The organism is Microcoleus sp. PH2017_12_PCY_D_A, from assembly GCF_020738565.1.
Taxonomy (GTDB): domain Bacteria; phylum Cyanobacteriota; class Cyanobacteriia; order Cyanobacteriales; family Microcoleaceae; genus Microcoleus.
Genome location: NZ_JAEQCI010000038.1, coordinates 1 through 17,432, shown reverse-complemented (window position 1 = coordinate 17,432; position 17,432 = coordinate 1). Strand labels below are relative to the sequence as shown.

The window sequence follows — 17,432 nt, the reverse complement described above, 5'->3', positions numbered from 1 at the left end:
AGATCGGGTTCGTAGTGAGGACTTTAGTCCTCATCAAACTTTGAGGACTAAAGTCCTCACTACAAACCTACAAAGGTTATTTTACCAGACTAGATATGAATTACGAAGCAACTCCCGTCTTAAAAGGGAATATTTTAATTGTTGATGATGTTCCGAATAATTTGCACCTTCTAGCTAAAATACTATCGAGGCATGGCTACAAAACACGCACTGCACCCGACGGTCAACTAGCCCTAAGGTCGATCGAATCAACACCTCCTGACTTGATTTTGCTGGACATCATGATGCCCAGTATGGACGGCTACAAAGTCTGCGAAATTTTAAAAGCTTCTGCCACCACCAAAGACATTCCCGTCATTTTTATCAGCGCTTTAAATGAAGTGTTAGATAAAGTCAAAGCCTTTGAAGTTGGCGGTGTAGATTATATCACAAAACCCTTTCAAGAACAAGAAGTTTTGGCCCGCGTCTCAAATCAACTCTTACAGCGCCAGTTGTTGCAGCAAACACAATCCTACGCGCAGCAACTCGAAGAAACTTTAACTGAACTCAAGAAGACTCAATCTCAGTTAATACAGAAGGAAAAAATGGCTTCTTTAGGGCAACTAGCCGCAGGGATTGCTCACGAAATCAACAATCCAGTCAACTTTATCTCCGGCAATATTACTATGGCTGCTGACTATGCACAAGACTTGGTTCGCCTCATCAAATTATACCGACATTACTACCCGCATCCCGTGGCAGAAATTGTCGGCGAATTGGAAAAAATTCAACCCGAATTCATTGCAGATGATTATCCAAAACTGCTAAGTTCGATGAAAGAAGGTACTTCTCGAATTAGCGAGATTGTGCTGTCTTTTCGCAACTTCTCCCGCCTGGGCCAAGAAAAGTGCAAGCCAGTGGATATTCATGAAGGCATTGACAATACTTTAGTTATTTTGCAACACCGCCTCAAAGGAGCCAACAATATCGGTGAGATTGAAGTGAGAAAACACTACAGTAAACTGCCAAAAATCACCTGTTATGCCAGTCTATTAAATCAGGTATTTATGAATCTGCTAATCAATGCTATTGATGCGCTGGAATCTCAACCTTATCCCCGAAAAATTACCATCAGCACTTCAGTAAGTTCAGATTCAGAACCTGCGTTGTACAATCCAAATTCAAACTTGGCAACTCAAAAGTTTCAGTCCGTTATGATTTTAATTGCCGATAACGGTTGCGGGATTTGCGAGGCAGTGCGCCACCGGATATTTGACCCATTTTTTACTACCAAGCCTGTCGGCCGGGGTACTGGATTGGGCTTGGCAATCAGTCACGATATTATAGTAGAAAAACATGGAGGTAAAATCAGTTGTATTTCAGCTCCCGGCGGGGGGACAGAGTTCATTTTGCAGATTCCGATATCTGTTCAATGTGACTTATTAAATGTTAACATTTAAAGATGAAATATCCAATAAAGGTACGTAGTTGGGCTTTAGCCCTCTTTATAAGATTAGGAAAGAGGGCCCAAGCCCAACTACGTACCTAATTTGTCTGACGACAATAAAACCACTCTGCTTCTTAAGGGAGATGCGAGGGGGATCTAGACTCGGCTGTGAACGACAGATAAAAGGCTTTCAGTCTTAAGTTGATAATCCTTGGGAATTGCCGTTTCCTCGCGGTTCGCAGTCAGGACTATTGTAGTTACTTTAAATCCAGCAAGCCGCTAGTTTTCAGCTTGGGATTAAACCGGATTTCTTCAGTTACACCGCGAGATTTGAGCAGCGCTAAAATTTCATTTTCTACGCGGCGCGCTACATTTTTCAACAATTTATCTTTGGCAAGTTCATCGGCGACTATACCTTCATAATTTGCTACTTCTTGCGAAGTCATGACAGTTTTGGTATCGATGGGATCGTTCCACTTGGTAGCATCGGCACCGTTGCCCTGGGGCTGGGAACCGTTTTCGGCAATCCAACTCGCTCGGATGCTTTCTAGAATAGTGCGGCTGGGCTTGTCGATAGTTTGGACTTTTAGCCAGTAGCAATGTTCGGGTTGGCGTACTAAATGCTGTTTGAGGCTGAGGTAAGTATCCCGGGAATAGCCGACAAATTGCAGCACTTTCTCGCTGTCAAAAATCGCGTAGACGCCGATTTTACCCTGGACAAATTCAGGCAATTTCCCTTCTGAGTCAATGTATGGTATGAATTCTAAGCTGGCGAGAGGTTGAATGTCTTCTGTCATCCGATTTTAGATTTTAGATTTTAGATTTTAGATTAAACCACAGATTAACTAGCCTTTAGCTAACTTTTGAAAACGCGATAAATGGCACAGAGGCGGCTGGGTTTAAATATTTTGGCTTGAAACATGAAGTTAGGCGGGACGTTGACGATCGCAAAATCGATCGATTCGTGATACTTTTCAAATTCCGCAGGCATTCCCTTGGGCGTTTCGCTGCTGTAGGGCACGGGCTGAAAAAGCAACTCGGCAAACTCAATCCGCGAGCACTGCAATTGTACGGCTATTTGTTGGAGAAAGCTTTCATTTGTTAACAAACCGAACAGTGCGGATTTAGCATCCGGTTCCAGGACAAAACTGCTATCGTAGCTTTCAATAATCTTGAGACCCATTTTCTGTATGCTCCTGACAGACGGCGGTTAACGGTTGTCGGTTAACTTTTAGACGATCGACATATCCTGAATTTTACCTGACACTGACCCTGTTGGAGTTATTCGGCTTTCGGCTTTCGGCATATAGAAATATGACAATCCCGAAATTTTGACAAATAGCCCTGATTTATTGGCCGAGGTCTTTTATCATGTCCCTATCGCAATCTATCAGACTACGACTAAAAGGCTATGCAGAAGATCGAAGACGCATCATTCCCAGCTTTGAGAATTTCCCCAAACCAACAGGATTGGCTAGAATTGGCAGAATACGCCTCTGTTGCCGGTTCAGCGATTGGCACGATTGCTGCGGCGTTGTCGGGGCAAATTCTTTACGCTGCTGCCCCGCTAACCGCAGCACTATCGCTAAATCTCGCCAATCGCCAGCGTTTTGAGCAAAAAATGCAACAAAAGGCAAATTTTGCGATCGCAGAGGTACAGGCCGCAGCAGAAGGTCGATCGCAGCAAGTTCAGAAACTACCTGGAGAACTTGCCAAACTTGATTCTACCGTCTCCGACCTGAAACAAAAACTCGGTATTTTGGAATCCGGCGCCATCGCCGACATACAAGCTGCGGTAGCCTCCCTCGAACGCCAAGCGCAGGCACTTCCTGCCGATTCTCAGGAGCTCTACAGCATTTTGTCGGATTTGCAGGAAAAACTCCGGATTCTGGAAAATAGTGCCCTCAGAGAGCATGATTGGGAAAATGTTAACGTCCGATTTTTATTGCTCGACGAAAGGTTAACTGAGGTTAGAAGTATTACAACTCAGTTGCAGGAGCGATCGACTCAAGTAGACTTGAATGAAATCCAAGGTTCTCTGAAGCAATTGCAGGATTTGCTCGATCGACCGACAATAGACACAGCGACGCTGCAAACCGAGATTCAGCATTTGCAGGAGCAAGTTTCCGAGTTGCAGCGGCAAAATCAAGAAATTGTCAAGCCTTATTTGCTGCGCCTGACTCGCGCCGTCAAGAAACTATCAGAAAATTAGTCTTTCGTAGGGTGCGCACTGCGCACCGAACCCAAGTATTTCTTGGGTGCGCACCAATGACTAAGGACTAATGACTAAATTTTTGCCAAGCTTGCCAGAAAATATAGATTGATAAAATTGCTAAGAGCGATCGAAAGGCTAAACTAATAGTGCGATCGGACAATCTCGGCAAAAACCTGGTGCTGATTTGTGCGCCCAACAAACCGCCACACCCAAGAATCAACCCCACAACCCACAAAACATTCCCGCGCGCCGCGTGTCCCGCCGTCGCCGAAATTGCCGTAATCACGATGACGCCCAAACTCGTTTGAATTGCCTTTTTAATGCTTTCCCCTAACAGCAAAATTTGCAGGGGAACCATAATTACACCGCCGCCTACGCCGAACAAACCTGCTAATAAACCTGCCGCACTGCCAGTCGCAATTTTAGCAAAAGTTGGATTGAATAAGATATTTGAATTGTTGGGTAATTGGGCATTGGGCATTGGGAATTGGGCATTGGGAATTGGGCTTGATTCTTCCCCTTCTGCTTTCTTAGCAGTCAAGCGCTTGCGAACTTCAATCAAATAAATATTCAGCCACAGCAACAACCCAAAACAAACTAACAGCAAGTAAGGAGGAAATATCCCCGCCAAATAAGCACCGAGTTGTGCTGTGATGACGGCGGGAAATCCGATGCCTGCGACTTGACTCAAGCTGAGATAGCCCATGCGCCAATTCTGGATGCTGCCAGAAATAGCTGTAATGACGATCGACAAACCGCTAGTAGCAACCGCTTCCACCGGAGCATACTTGAGAGCCACCAACAAAGGCACAAGCACCGTACCGCCGCCGATACCCAAAAAACCAGCTAGGATACCGGCAAACAGTCCGGCCGCACCCAGAATCAATAATTCGCTAACATTCATCAGATTTTAGCTTGTAGTAATGAGTAGAAATTTTAACTCAAAACTCAAAATTTACAAGTCATATCATGTCTAGTCGATTACCCTAACAAAAACGGTTCGTAGTGCGGACTTTAGTCCGCATTTTTGAAGGACTAAAGTCCGAACGATCAAACCAGATATAGATCGTTAACGGTTCGTAGTGCGGACTTAAGTCCGCATTTTTAAAGGACTAAAGTCCTGACTACAAACCAGATTTATCCCAGTCAATCTATCGAACACGATCTCAAAAATCAACCTTAAAAACTGCGCCGCATTACCAAGGGCGGCGCGGCAATGTAAAAACTATTGAGAATCATTAGTGGCCCCGTCAGGCATAATTGCCCGCCTCAAATCGGCATCGCGGAAGTTAGTTCGATTGATATTAGCATCAATCAAAACCGCTTCCACCAAAACAGCTCCGCTCAAATTAGACCAACACAGCTTCGCCCGGTACAAATTAGCACCGCTCAAGTTAGCACCGCGCAGAGTTGACCAACTCATATTGGCAACTCTCAAATTAGCATTGCTCAGATTAGCTTCGCTGAGATTAGCTCCAACCATCGTGACTTGGCGCAAGTCTGCACCAGTCAGGTTGGCCCCGCTCAGCATCGCCCCACTGAGAATTGCCTGAGTCAGATTGGCTCTTTCTAAAAGCGAATCGCTGAGGATAGCATTTGTCAGGTTTACAGCTTTGAGAGTTGACCAACTCAAATTGGCCTTCATCAAATTAGTGCGAATCATACTAGCTTCGGTTAAGTTAGCCGCAAACAAATTCGCTTCGGTAAAGTTGGCTTCTGTCAAATTTGCTTCCGTCAAATTTGCTTTAGTCATGTTGACTTCTCTCGCCATTGAGCCGCGGAGGTTTGCTCCCATCAGGTTAGCCCCGCTGAGATTGGCGCGGCTCAAATCGGTACCGATGAGATTTGCTTCGCTGAGGTTGGCTTCCGTCATGTCCACCCCACCCAATTTCACCTCGCGCAAGTTCGCTCCCGTCAGGTTAGCGCCTTTGAGGTTTGCGTTTTGGAAATTTGCTCGGGTAAAATTAGCCTCGCTGAGGTTTGCCCCTTTTAAGTCGGCGCCCGCGAGGTTAATCTCTCGAAAAATTCTTTCTCCGGCCGCATATTGCCTCAGAATTCGATCGGCCTCCATGTCATTCGCCTCGCAATTTTTGTTTCAAACGTTAGAGTGATGGGTTTTACACATCATCCCAGATAACCACGGTATTCACCCTGCACACTATAATATCTGTATAATTTTTGCACTCTGCTGTGCCCGGAAAGCAGTACGGCTCCATTGTCAAGGGCCTGACAAATATCAGCGATTCTGAGAAAATCAAAAATAGTGTAAAACTCTCGGTACTGGGCAGTCAGTCAGTCGATTTTCCATTTTTCGATTTTCCATTTTTCGATTTTAGAATTGACTCCACAGATTAATCTGAGAGCTTGAACTAGGGTATAAAATTAGGGGTTCTCCACGACGATTGTACGTGGGACTGTATCCGTTTTTGGGCGGGGTCAACAGCGAACAGCAAACACAAGACTAAGACCCAAAAATGGTTTGACGCGCAGACGATAGCGGTAAAGTGTGCAGTGCACAACCTACTACATCTATACTACATACAGATGTTCTGCGTCCAAGACAGAAAGAAGAACAGACAACAGACAACAGACAACACAACAACAGACAAAGGAAGTTTGAGAATGCCTGAAAATTTAAGAAGCCAAGCCGTGACTGGGGGCGTACAGCGCGCACCCAACCGAGCCATGCTGCGCGCCGTCGGTTTTGGCGACGGCGATTTTACTAAGCCCATTGTGGGGATTGCTAACGGGTACAGCACGATTACGCCGTGCAATATGGGATTGAACGACCTCGCTTTGCGGGCTGTTGCGGGTGCAAGGGAAGCCGGCGCGATGCCGCAGATGTTCGGTACGATTACTATTAGCGACGGAATCTCGATGGGAACCGAAGGGATGAAATATTCTCTGGTGTCGAGAGATGTGATTGCAGATTCGATTGAAACGGTTTGCAACGGTCAAAGTATGGACGGCGTGCTGGCTGTGGGCGGTTGCGATAAGAATATGCCGGGGGCGATGATTGCGATCGCCCGCATGAACATTCCTGCTATTTTTGTCTACGGTGGCACGATCAAACCGGGACACCACAACGGACGCGATTTAACGGTTGTCAGCGCTTTTGAAGCAGTCGGTCAATTCAGCGCGGGCAAAATTGACGAAACAGAACTCAACGCAGTGGAACAAAAAGCTTGTCCCGGTGCGGGTTCCTGCGGCGGAATGTTCACAGCAAATACGATGTCCAGCGCTTTTGAAGCTATGGGCATGAGTTTGCCCTATTCTTCGACAATGGCTGCTGAGGATGCCGAAAAAGCCGACAGCGCTGAGGAATCTTCAAAAGTTGTGGTGGAAGCAATCCGCAAACAGTTGTTACCGAGCCAAATTTTGACTCGCAAAGCCTTTGAAAATGCGATCGCCGTAATTATGGCGATCGGCGGTTCAACCAACGCTGTGCTGCATTTATTGGCTATTTCAAATGCGATCGGCGTTGAGTTGTCCCTGGACGATTTTGAAACAATTAGAGCCAAAGTTCCGGTACTGTGCGACCTCAAACCAAGTGGCAAATACGTAGCAACCGACTTGCACAAAGCTGGCGGCATTCCTCAAGTAATGAAAATGCTTTTGGAATGCGGCTTGTTGCACGGTGACGCCCTGACAATTACAGGCAAAACAGTTGCCGAATCCCTAGCAGATATTCCCGCCGAACCGCGCGCCGACCAAGATGTAATTCGCCCTTTTGACAATCCGATGTACGCCCAAGGACATTTAGCAATTCTCCGGGGAAATCTGGCAACAGAAGGATCGGTTGCTAAAATTACAGGTGTTAAAAACCCGCTAATCACCGGCCCAGCGCGGGTATTTGAATCCGAAGAAAATTGTTTGGCGGCAATCTTGGCTGGCAAAATTCAAGCCGGAGATATCATAGTTATCCGCTACGAAGGGCCAAAAGGCGGGCCGGGAATGCGCGAAATGCTAGCACCAACTTCGGCAATTATTGGTGCAGGTTTAGGCGATTCTGTCGGGTTAATTACTGACGGCCGCTTTTCCGGCGGAACCTACGGTATGGTGGTCGGTCACGTTGCACCAGAGGCGCAGGTTGGCGGCACAATTGCTTTGGTAAATGAGGGCGATTCGATTACGATTGATGCTAACAATCGCTTGTTGCAGCTCAATGTTGATGATGCAGAATTAGAGCCGCGGCGCGCTCTTTGGCAAGCTCCTAAACCCCGGTATACTAAGGGTGTTTTGGCTAAATACGCTAAGTTGGTTTCTTCTAGCAGTGTGGGTGCTGTGACTGATTTAGGTTTGGGTTGAAGAGGAAAGCCTGTTTTTAACCGCAGATAAACGCAGATAAACGCAGATGAAATTCTATCTGCGTTCATCTGTGTTCATCTGTGTTCATCTGCGGTTATAAAATCTCGATCGCTCCGCTAGCTAACATACCTGACAAATTGCTAAAATAATCGAGATAAAACTGTCAAGAATAGATACTGCGATTGCTTCGTTCCTCGCTAGGGCAATTCTCACCCAAGCGTATTGGTTTTTAAGTCGCGAGAATCCTATGGGACTGGACTGTTGGTCAAATGCTCGGTTGGCTGACCCCGTAGCGTAATCTGGATTTATGATTTTTTTTACCACAGAGGCCACAGAGGGCGCAGAGTTAGAGAGGAGAGGGTATGTTACGGATTTGGTTTGAGCGAATGTGCAGTCGATCGCCGATCGCACGATAACACTGTTTGAACAATCGGGCGCGATCGCCTCCCTGTTCCCGCCTTTGCTGAATCCCTGAATCTGACTGTTGGTCAAATGTTCGGTTGGCTGGCTCTGTAGCGTACTCTGGATTTATGAATGTTTTTTAACCGCAGAGGCCGCAGAGGGCGCAGAGTTAGAGATGAGAGGGTACTTTACGGATTTGGTTTGAGCGAATGTGCGGTCGATCGCTTATACTGGAATATCTAGTTGTCTGCTCTTCAAGCACAAGAGAGGACTAAAGTCCTTACTACAAACTTAATTATGATTATTTAACCTGACTTGATAAGTAAGTCCACCTAACTAAACTTAAGATATTGAGGGCTAAAAAATTTGCTTTATAAGCATTCTTTCTTCCTTCTTCCTTCTTCCTTCTTCCTTCTTCCTTCTTCCTTCTTCCTTCTTCCTTCTACTAACAACTAAGTACAAAAAACGTTTCTGAACAATGGAAGCTAAATCCTACAAAGACACCGTAAATTTGCCCAAAACTAAGTTTGATATGCGCGCCAACGCCACCAAACGCGAACCAGAATTGCAACAATTTTGGGCAGATCAAGAAATATACGATCGCCTTTCCCACAATAACCCAGGGGATTTGTTCGTCCTCCACGACGGCCCGCCCTACGCTAACGGACAACTCCACATCGGCCACGCCCTCAACAAAATTCTCAAGGATTTTATCAACCGCTACCAAATGCTGCGCGGTAAAAAAGTCCGCTACGTACCCGGTTGGGATTGTCACGGATTGCCGATCGAACTTAAGGTATTGCAAAACATGAAGTCGGACGATCGGCTCAATCTTACTCCGATCGAACTCCGCCGCAAAGCCGCTGCCTTCGCCGAACAAACAATGGAACAGCAGCGCACATCCTTCCAGCGCTACGGCGTTTGGGGCGACTGGGAACATCCGTATTTAACCCTGAAACCTGAATACGAAGCGGCTCAAATCGGCGTTTTCGGTCAAATGGTGCTCAAAGGCTACATCTTCCGCGGCTTTAAACCCGTGCACTGGAGCCCGAGCTCGAAAACAGCCCTCGCCGAAGCAGAATTAGAATATCCCGAAGGCCACGTCTCGCGCAGCATCTACGTCGGCTTCCATGTGAGAAAATTGTCAAAATCGTTGCAATCGAAGGTCAAGCGCTATATGCCGAGCCTCTGGGCGGCGATTTGGACGACTACCCCCTGGACGATTCCGGCTAACTTGGCGATCGCAGTTAATCCCGAACTGACTTATGCAGTGGTGGAACCGCCGGCAAATTCCCACATCGCACAACAATTTATGTTAGTTGCTGTCGATGCGGTCGATCGACTGTCAGCAACTTTGAATACTGAATTAAAAATCCTGGCTACCTTCCCAGGTAAAGATTTAGAAGGTTCCACCTACAAACACCCGTTGTTCGATCGCGAAAGCCCGATCGTTGCCGGCGGCGATTACATTACGGCTGACTCGGGAACCGGATTGGTGCACACCGCACCCGGCCACGGACAAGAAGATTTTATAGTCGGAAAACGCTGCGGTTTGCCAGTTTTAACCCCCGTTGATGAAAACGGAAATTTCACCGCCGAAGCCGGACAGTTTGCAGGTTTAAATGTCCTCGGAAACGGCAATGCCGCAGTCATTGATGCCCTTGTCGAAGCAAATTGTTTGATTAAAGAGGAAGCTTATCCTCACTCCTATCCTTACGATTGGCGCACTAAAAAGCCGACAATTTTTCGGGCGACGGAACAGTGGTTTGCATCCGTTGAAGGGTTCCGCGATGAAGCCCTAAAGGCAATTTCCGGTGTGAATTGGATTCCCGCCCAAGGGGAAAATCGGATTACCGCCATGGTTGGCGATCGATCGGATTGGTGTATTTCTCGCCAGCGGACTTGGGGCGTGCCGATTCCCGTCTTTTACGACGAAGAAACCAACGAACCGCTGTTGAATGAAGAAACGATCGCCCACGTACAAGCTATTTTTGCTGACAAGGGTTCCGATGCTTGGTGGGAAATGTCGATCGCCGAATTGCTACCGGAATCTTACCGCAATAACGGCCGCACTTACCGCAAGGGTACAGACACGATGGATGTGTGGTTTGACTCCGGTTCTTCCTGGGCTGCGGTGGCGAAAGGGCGATCGGAATTAAACTATCCTGCTGATATCTATTTGGAAGGTTCAGACCAACACCGCGGCTGGTTTCAATCGAGCTTGCTCACCAGTGTAGCAACTAACGGCATTGCTCCTTACAAAACAGTTTTGACTCACGGTTTTGTACTCGATGAAAAAGGCCGGAAGCAGAGCAAATCTGAAGGCAATGTCGTCGATCCGGCTTTGGTAATTAAGGAATACGGCGCCGATGTTTTGCGGTTGTGGGTGTCTTCGGTAGACTATTCCGCCGACGTGCCTTTGGGCAAAAACATTCTGAAACAGCAATCGGATGTTTACCGCAAGATTCGCAATACAGCTAAGTTTTTGCTGGGGAATTTGCACGACTTCGATCCTGCCAAAGATGCTGTTGCTTTCGAGGATTTGCCGGAACTCGATCGCTATATGCTGCACAGAATGGGCGAGGTTTTTGCGGAAGTTCAAGATGCTTTTGACAGTTTCCAATTTTCCCGATTTTTCCAAACAGTGCAGAATTTCTGTACCGTGGATTTATCTAATTTTTACTTGGATATTGCCAAAGATCGACTTTACATCAGCGCCACAGATGCGCGCCGCCGCCGCAGTGGTCAGACGGTGATTGCGATCGCAGTCGAAAATTTGGCACGGGCGATCGCACCTGTGCTGTGTCACATGGCTGAGGATATTTGGCAGTACCTTCCCTATCCAACTCCCTACAAGTCGGTGTTTGAGGCTGGTTGGGTGCAACTCGATGCTTCGTGGCACAATCCAGAATTGGCTGCGCGCTGGCAGTATTTGCGCCAAGTACGCGCCGAAGTTAATAAGGTTTTGGAACAGGCGAGGACTCAAAAGGCGATCGGTTCTTCTTTGGAAGCTAAGGTTTTATTATACGTTCCTGATGTCGCAAAAAGAGCGCAATTGCAAGCTTTGAATCCCAGCAGCGAAGAATTGGTGGATTACGTGCGATCGCAAAATGCAGCGATCGAACTAGCAGCAGAGGAGAAAGCCAAAGCAGTACAAGACAAACAGGAAGCACAAGCAGCAAGTGTTGCCAAAGTCTTGACAGAAAAGACAGTTAATGTAGAGGAAGAAACTGTCACCAAAGGCGATGCAGCTTCTGAGATAGTAGAGTATTCTGCCCCGGAAGCATCGGCTTTAGATTTGCAGCAAATGTTAGATAAAAGCGCCCAGTTTGTGGCTGATTTGCCTAACAATGCGGGCAACTTTTTCACAGAATACCAAACAGTGCTGGTAGCGCTGGGGCTGTTAGGTGCGGTGGCGATAACCGGTAGAGTCACCCTGGCGGTTTTGGATACGATGAATCAAATTCCTGTACTGGGCGGCTTGTTTGAAGTCATCGGTATCTTGTTTACAATGTGGTTTGCTTTCCGTCACTTGCTGTTTGCAGAAAGCCGCCAAGAAATGGCACAAACAATTGATTCGCTCACAGCAGATGTGCTTGGAAAGTCAACGGCGCTGGTGCTTGTAGAAACACAAGCGATCGTCCTTTCACTTCCAGTAGAGACAGCCATTGTACCAATACAGGCGATCGCACAAACAGCCCCAGCCGAACAAGTGTTTGCAGAAATACCCGAAATCCCGAAAGCAGAATTAAGTGCGATCGCGCCCAAAGCAGAAATTCCTGCCCAAATAGCTGTACGCCACCATTCTGCAAGTGCTAGCAACGGTGTAGACGAACTGCGCTACTTGTTCATTACTTCGGAAGTGGAACTGATAGAATCGAATGCAGCGATGCAGGAATTGCCTTACAGTTACCAGTCTCCAGAGTTGGCGATTGGTGTAGTTAAAGCAGACGGCGAAAAGTGCGATCGATGCTGGAACTATTCTACTCATGTCGGAGAGTCGATCGAGCATCCGGTAATTTGCGAACGTTGCGTATCAGCAGTTGACAGCAAATTCTAACCCTAGGATGTACACAAGTACCGCTGTAATTGTCATTAGTGGGATGGGCTTCTAGCCCGTCCCAAACATACAATTTAAATGCGGAACACCCGAACAATATTGACCCTAGATGATATCAAATCCGGTAGCATCTGAATTATTGATTTCTCTATTCTCTCCCTCTGTGTCCTCTGCGCCCTCTGCGGTTAAATAATTCCGATACAGCCGGAAACAAAATGATTCATTTCTGATTATCATCATCGCTTTCTGTAACTCTACATTTCCCCCAGAAATTCAAGCATAAAAGCACAACAAAAGACAGGAAAAACACAACTGCTGGAACTATCCAAAAAGCACCACCGCCAATCAAAATATCGCCATCTGGCGTGATACAGCTAGAATTAGCCGCCTCGATACAATCCCGCCATTTCCAGTACCGCACGTAAAAAAGATAAAAGAAAAATGAAGATAAAAACAGACAGATAGCCATTAGAATATGAGACATCTGATTAGAACAAGAGTTAATTGAAGAACTTTTCTATTTTTTATTAAAAAAACGGCAGACAAATTCACCAGGATTGTTTTGTCCAAACGCCAAAACAGTGCCATCTTGCTTAACTGTACTGTGGCTGCGGCAATTGTAGACTTCCAGAGGCTGTTTGACTCCATCCACACTCAGAATCACCCTGTATTCCCAGTAGTTTTTCGCACTGCGCTTGATATCGACAATGCAAATCTCGCGCCCTTGATAGTTGCGGCATACAGAAGCAGAAGCCTCAGCCGGAAGGGCGGCGCAGCAAAAACAGATTAATAGCAGCAAGTAGCAAACATATTTCATCATAGGCTATCTATTCTACTGCATAACCAGTATACTTTCGCATAAACGGCGGCCCAAATCCCCAAACAATATCCTCCTTTGGAACTCCGGCTATTACTAAATCTTCAGCAATATCATCTTCAGTCGCATTCCATTGCAGCCAAATTTTCCCGCCCTTGATATCAATGTGAACGCTACAGTGATGCACCCTAGTCTGTTTGTCCCAGCCCACATAGAAGATTTGGTAATGATCTCGTTCTGTATCAAGAATTGTCTCGACTTCAATGTCTCCGTGGGCAGGTTTGCGGTTGCCGTACTCCATTAACATTTGCTGCACAATTTGCCGATATTTGATTATTTTTTCCAGGTGAGAAACCGCATCGAGGCGAGAAACCGGGTTTCTATGAGTTTTTGGTGATGTGACGAGAAATATCGAGAGAAACCCGGTTTCTGAGATTCACGCTTGGGGCGAGAAACCGGGTTTCTATGAGTTTTTGGTGATGTGACGAGAAATATCGAGAGAAACCCGGTTTCTGAGATTCACGCTTGAGGCGAGAAACCGGGTTTCTATGAGTTTTTAGTTGGGCGACGAGAAATATCGAGAGAAACCCGGTTTCTGAGATTTACGCTTGGGGCGAGAAACCGGGTTTTTGACCATTGCATAAATCCTATTTATGTCAATGGGAGATGAAGAATCTGGTCTTGATATTCATCATCGAACGAACCATCAGCAATCAAAATTAATTCCTCAATATTTTGTCCAATAGTTAAATCTGAGTTCAAAATGAAAATTCCTGGAATATGCCTACTTTCAGCCATATGATCTGTCAGATGAACTGGCATTGACTTGCGGTTGTTCGTCACTAAAATAAAATTATGCTCCTCACACCACACCAAAATATCAGGATCGAGCGTACTTTTCGGAGGCGTACCAGTATCGCCCACTGACCAAACTACTAAATCGGGGCGTTTCCGGCGAAGCTGCGTAGCATAAATCGGTGTAACATTCTCATCCATCAAATATTTCAGCGCCATTTCTTAAGCACCCTGATTCGCAGTTTGCTTTTCCCGTTCTGCTTTCAATCTTCGCAATCTTTCCGCAGCAGGATGGGGATTTGCTGCTTGCATTTTTCGCTGCTGATGCGACCACTCTAACCAATCTTGTAAATATCGACTTACTGATTCTTTGTTCAGTAAATAATACAAAATAGTCCTATAAACTTCTGCCAAAGTTAGAGAAGGGTATAATTGCTGAATTTCTTCGGCGGTGCGTTCCCGATACAGATATTCATACAACACCGTCTCAATCCCGATGCGGTGTCCTTTGATGCGAATATCATCCGGTGCTAAAAAGTCAAAATAGTCATTAAAATTCATATCTAAAATTCCTCTTTTAGCTATATACTATTATACTCATGAGCGCCAAAATTTTCATTAGAATACAGTTTCACCCTTTCAATCATCGATTTGATGGGAAACAATCATACCATCGATTTGTTCGCGGTGGCGATCGCCCCAACAAGCATATCAAATTTCCCCTGGAATCGGATTACCCCGCAAATCGAGTTTTTCCAGATTGTCCATACAGTCGATCGCCCTTGGGATTGCTGTAATCTGATTATCATTCAGGTAAAGCTGTCTCAGATTCAACATTTGGCCGAGACTCTCAGGAATTTCTGCAATCTGATTGCTGCTGAGGTAAAGCTGTGTCAGATTCGAGAGTTGGGCGAGATTCTCAGGAATTTCTGTAATCTGATTGTATCGGAGGTTGAGCTCTTTCAGATTCGAGAGTTGGGCGAGATTCTCAGGAATTTCTGTAATCTGATTATCATTGAGCTTGAGCCCTGTCAGATGCGACAATTGGCATATCGCCTCTGGGATTTGGGTAATCTGATTGCTCATCAGGTAAAGCAGTGTCAGATTGGATAATTGGGCGATCGCCTCTGGAATTGCTGTAATCTGATTTTTATCGAGATCGAGTCGTGTCAAATTCGACAGTTGACATATCGCCTCTGGGATGGTTGCAATCTGATTGCCGAGAAGGTCAAGCCGTCTCAGATTAGATAGTTGGGCGAACTCCTCCGGGATTGCTGCAATCTGATTTGTCATCAGGTAAAGCTGTGTCAAATTCGACAGTTTCCCTAATTCCTCTGGGATAACTGCAATCTGATTGTTGCTGAGATTAAGCTGTGTTAAATTAGACAGTTGACCGAGAGTTTCCGGGATTGCTGCAATCTGATTGTTGCTGAGATTGAGCTGTGTTAAATTAGACAGTTGACCGAGAGTTTCTGGGATTGCTGTAATCTGATTTTTACTCAGGTTAAGTTCTGTCAGATTCGATAATTTACCGAGATCCTCTGGGATTGCTGTAATCTGATTGTTCGTGAGGTAAAGCCTTGTCAGATTGGATAGTTGGGCGAGAGAGTCTGGAATGGCTGCAATCCGATTATTATACAGGTCTAGGTCTGTCAGATTCGCTAGCTGGGCGATCGCATCTGGGATTTCGGTAATCTGATTGTAACTGAGATCGAGCAGTTTCAGCTTTGACAGTTTTCCGAGTGCCTCTGGGATGACAGTAATCCGATTATTATAGAGGTCAAGGTCTGTCAAATTCGATATTTGGGCGAGAGAGTCTGGGATTTCGGTAATCTGATTGTAACTTAAGTCAAGCACTGACAGATGCGAGAGTTGGCCGATAGTTTCTGGGATTTCTGTTAAGCCAATACCGCTTAAATCTAAGCTTTCAAGTTGCGTACATTTGACAATCTCCGGTGGCAATTCCGACAATTCCAATCCCGACAAATCAAGTTTGGTAAATTTTTCATCAGTAGCTAGATTAATTCGTCGTAGTGCTTCTTCGCGCGTCATATCCTTAGTCTCCGCGTGTGTTTCCCCGCTATCTTGTTTCTATTCTAGTAGGAATTTGGAAGATCCGGAAAAATTGCCCAATCGAGATGAGAAACCTGGTTTTTATTAATTTTTGGTTTGGTGACGAGAAATATCGAGAGAAACCTGGTTTCTGAGTTTCTGAGATTTTTTGCAAGGGGCGAGAAACCGGGTTTCTACGAGTCTTTGGTTTGGTGACGAGAAATATCGAGAGAAACCTGGTTTCTGAGATTTTTGCAAGGGGCGAGAAACCGGGTTTCTATGAGTCTTTGGTGATGTGACGAGAAATATCGAGAGAAACCCGGTTTCTGAGGTGTGCGTTACCAATAGATGACAAATGATGGTACGCTTGGAATAGAAACTTGTTTGTTTATGAATCAAATTAAACGTGTTGCCATAGTGGGAGGAACCCACGGAAATGAACTCACAGGAGTATACCTTGTGAAGAAGTTCGATCGCGCGCCAGAGTTAATTGGGCGATCGACTTTTGAAACAATTACCATGCTAGCCAATCCCCAAGCCTGCTCCATGGGGAGACGCTACATCGATATCGACCTCAACCGCTGCTTTCGCCAGCAAGACTTAGAAAATCCCCACCTCTCCAGCTACGAAGCCCAGCGGGCCAAAGAAATATATCACATTTTTAGCTCAAAACACACCGAGCAACAAAGCTTAATCATCGATTTGCACAGCACCACATCGAACATGGGGCTAACATTTATTCTCGCCAGCCAGCATCCATTTAACTTGCAACTAGCAGCTTATTTAACCTCTGTATATCCGCACCTCAAGCTACTGGCTTCGACAACCAACCATCAAGATAGTCCTGTGCTGCGATCGATTTCCCAGTTAGGCGGTACGCTGGAAGTTGGTGCAGTGCCGCAAGGCGTGTTAGATGCGTCTTTGTTTCAGCAAACCGAGCAAGTTGTCGGCACAATTTTAGATTGCACAGAAGCTTACAATCTAGGCACTATGCCTGTTGTAACAAATCCCCTGACTGTTTATCAAAGCATTCGGGCGATCGACTATCCGAGAAACGAAAAGGGAGAAATTCAGGCAATGATTCATCCTCAGCTACAATCCAGAGATTATGAAGCATTGAATCCCGGCGATCCGATGTTTTTGACCTTTAAGGGCGAGTCTGTATTGTATGGAGGTAAATCGATTGTTTATCCAATTTTTATTAACGAGGCGGCTTACTACGAAAAAGGAATTGCGATGTGTTTTACCCAAAAGCAAATTATTCTTCCTGGTTCGTAGTGAGGACTTTAGTCCTTCTGATTGCGGACTGAAGTCCGCACTACTAACCTTATTCTTCCTGGTTCGTAGTGAGGACTTT

General features: G+C 45.9%; 15 protein-coding genes. 5 read left to right on the top strand and 10 right to left on the bottom strand.

The genetic code is table 11. From position 1 onward, the window contains the following. The first annotated feature begins 95 nt into the window (after window positions 1–95). Window positions 96–1,439 (top strand): response regulator, encoded by a 1,344-nt coding sequence (locus tag JGK39_RS11630; protein WP_293251375.1) that lies wholly within the window; start codon window positions 96–98, stop codon window positions 1,437–1,439. Between the two features lie 244 nt (window positions 1,440–1,683). On the opposite strand, the gene JGK39_RS11625 is transcribed toward JGK39_RS11630, so the two are convergent. Together JGK39_RS11625 and JGK39_RS11620 are read right to left on the bottom strand one after the other, a co-directional pair. Next, a complete protein-coding gene (locus JGK39_RS11625; RefSeq protein ID WP_293251373.1) occupies window positions 1,684–2,223 on the bottom strand; it encodes a GIY-YIG nuclease family protein in 540 nt (179 codons plus the stop codon). Window positions 2,224–2,282: 59 nt separating this feature from the next. Beyond that, entirely contained in the window at window positions 2,283–2,609 is a 327-nt protein-coding gene (locus JGK39_RS11620; protein ID WP_293251371.1) for a hypothetical protein, read from the bottom strand. A 228-nt stretch (window positions 2,610–2,837) separates the two neighbouring features. Here JGK39_RS11620 and JGK39_RS11615 point away from each other — a divergent pair, with 228 nt between their 5' ends. After that, the gene (locus tag JGK39_RS11615; RefSeq protein WP_293296508.1) at window positions 2,838–3,638 is read left to right on the top strand and encodes a hypothetical protein; all 801 of its coding nucleotides are present in this window, start codon (window positions 2,838–2,840) and stop codon (window positions 3,636–3,638) included. Between the two features lie 67 nt (window positions 3,639–3,705). Here the strand turns inward: JGK39_RS11615 and JGK39_RS11610 are convergent, their stop codons facing one another. Both JGK39_RS11610 and JGK39_RS11605 read right to left on the bottom strand, forming a co-directional pair. Next, on the bottom strand, window positions 3,706–4,545 hold the full coding sequence (locus JGK39_RS11610) for a sulfite exporter TauE/SafE family protein (RefSeq protein ID WP_293296506.1): 840 nt from the start codon (window positions 4,543–4,545) through the stop codon (window positions 3,706–3,708). 321 nt (window positions 4,546–4,866) lie between these two features. Further along, on the bottom strand, window positions 4,867–5,712 hold the full coding sequence (locus tag JGK39_RS11605; protein ID WP_293251365.1) for a pentapeptide repeat-containing protein: 846 nt from the start codon (window positions 5,710–5,712) through the stop codon (window positions 4,867–4,869). A gap of 551 nt (window positions 5,713–6,263) precedes the next feature. Between JGK39_RS11605 and ilvD the strand changes: the two genes are divergently transcribed. Beyond that, window positions 6,264–7,949: a dihydroxy-acid dehydratase gene (ilvD, locus tag JGK39_RS11600; RefSeq protein ID WP_293251363.1), complete on the top strand. Its 1,686-nt coding sequence runs from the start codon at window positions 6,264–6,266 to the stop codon at window positions 7,947–7,949. Between the two features lie 880 nt (window positions 7,950–8,829). Next, entirely contained in the window at window positions 8,830–12,411 is a 3,582-nt protein-coding gene (ileS, locus tag JGK39_RS11595; RefSeq protein WP_293251361.1) for an isoleucine--tRNA ligase, read from the top strand. Between the two features lie 220 nt (window positions 12,412–12,631). On the opposite strand, the gene JGK39_RS11590 is transcribed toward ileS, so the two are convergent. The 6 genes from JGK39_RS11590 to JGK39_RS11565 all read right to left on the bottom strand — a co-directional run bounded on the left by JGK39_RS11590 (window position 12,632) and on the right by JGK39_RS11565 (window position 16,075). Next, window positions 12,632–12,895, bottom strand: a complete 264-nt coding sequence (locus JGK39_RS11590) for a hypothetical protein (protein WP_293251359.1) — start codon at window positions 12,893–12,895, stop codon at window positions 12,632–12,634. A gap of 33 nt (window positions 12,896–12,928) precedes the next feature. Beyond that, the gene (locus JGK39_RS11585; protein WP_293251357.1) at window positions 12,929–13,231 is read right to left on the bottom strand and encodes a hypothetical protein; all 303 of its coding nucleotides are present in this window, start codon (window positions 13,229–13,231) and stop codon (window positions 12,929–12,931) included. 7 nt (window positions 13,232–13,238) lie between these two features. Then, window positions 13,239–13,535, bottom strand: coding sequence for a XisI protein (locus JGK39_RS11580; protein ID WP_293251459.1), 297 nt, complete (start codon window positions 13,533–13,535; stop codon window positions 13,239–13,241). 344 nt (window positions 13,536–13,879) lie between these two features. Further along, window positions 13,880–14,242 carry a DUF5615 family PIN-like protein gene (locus JGK39_RS11575; RefSeq protein WP_293251355.1) on the bottom strand — a complete coding sequence of 121 codons (363 nt, stop codon included), beginning with the start codon at window positions 14,240–14,242 and terminating at the stop codon, window positions 13,880–13,882. A gap of 3 nt (window positions 14,243–14,245) precedes the next feature. Further along, window positions 14,246–14,584 carry a DUF433 domain-containing protein gene (locus JGK39_RS11570; protein WP_293251353.1) on the bottom strand — a complete coding sequence of 113 codons (339 nt, stop codon included), beginning with the start codon at window positions 14,582–14,584 and terminating at the stop codon, window positions 14,246–14,248. Window positions 14,585–14,734: 150 nt separating this feature from the next. After that, on the bottom strand, window positions 14,735–16,075 hold the full coding sequence (locus tag JGK39_RS11565) for a leucine-rich repeat protein (protein ID WP_293251351.1): 1,341 nt from the start codon (window positions 16,073–16,075) through the stop codon (window positions 14,735–14,737). Window positions 16,076–16,465: 390 nt separating this feature from the next. On the opposite strand from JGK39_RS11565, the gene JGK39_RS11560 reads away from it, so the two are divergent. Continuing rightward, window positions 16,466–17,353 (top strand): aspartoacylase, encoded by an 888-nt coding sequence (locus JGK39_RS11560; RefSeq protein WP_293296504.1) that lies wholly within the window; start codon window positions 16,466–16,468, stop codon window positions 17,351–17,353. Window positions 17,354–17,432: the final 79 nt, after the last annotated feature.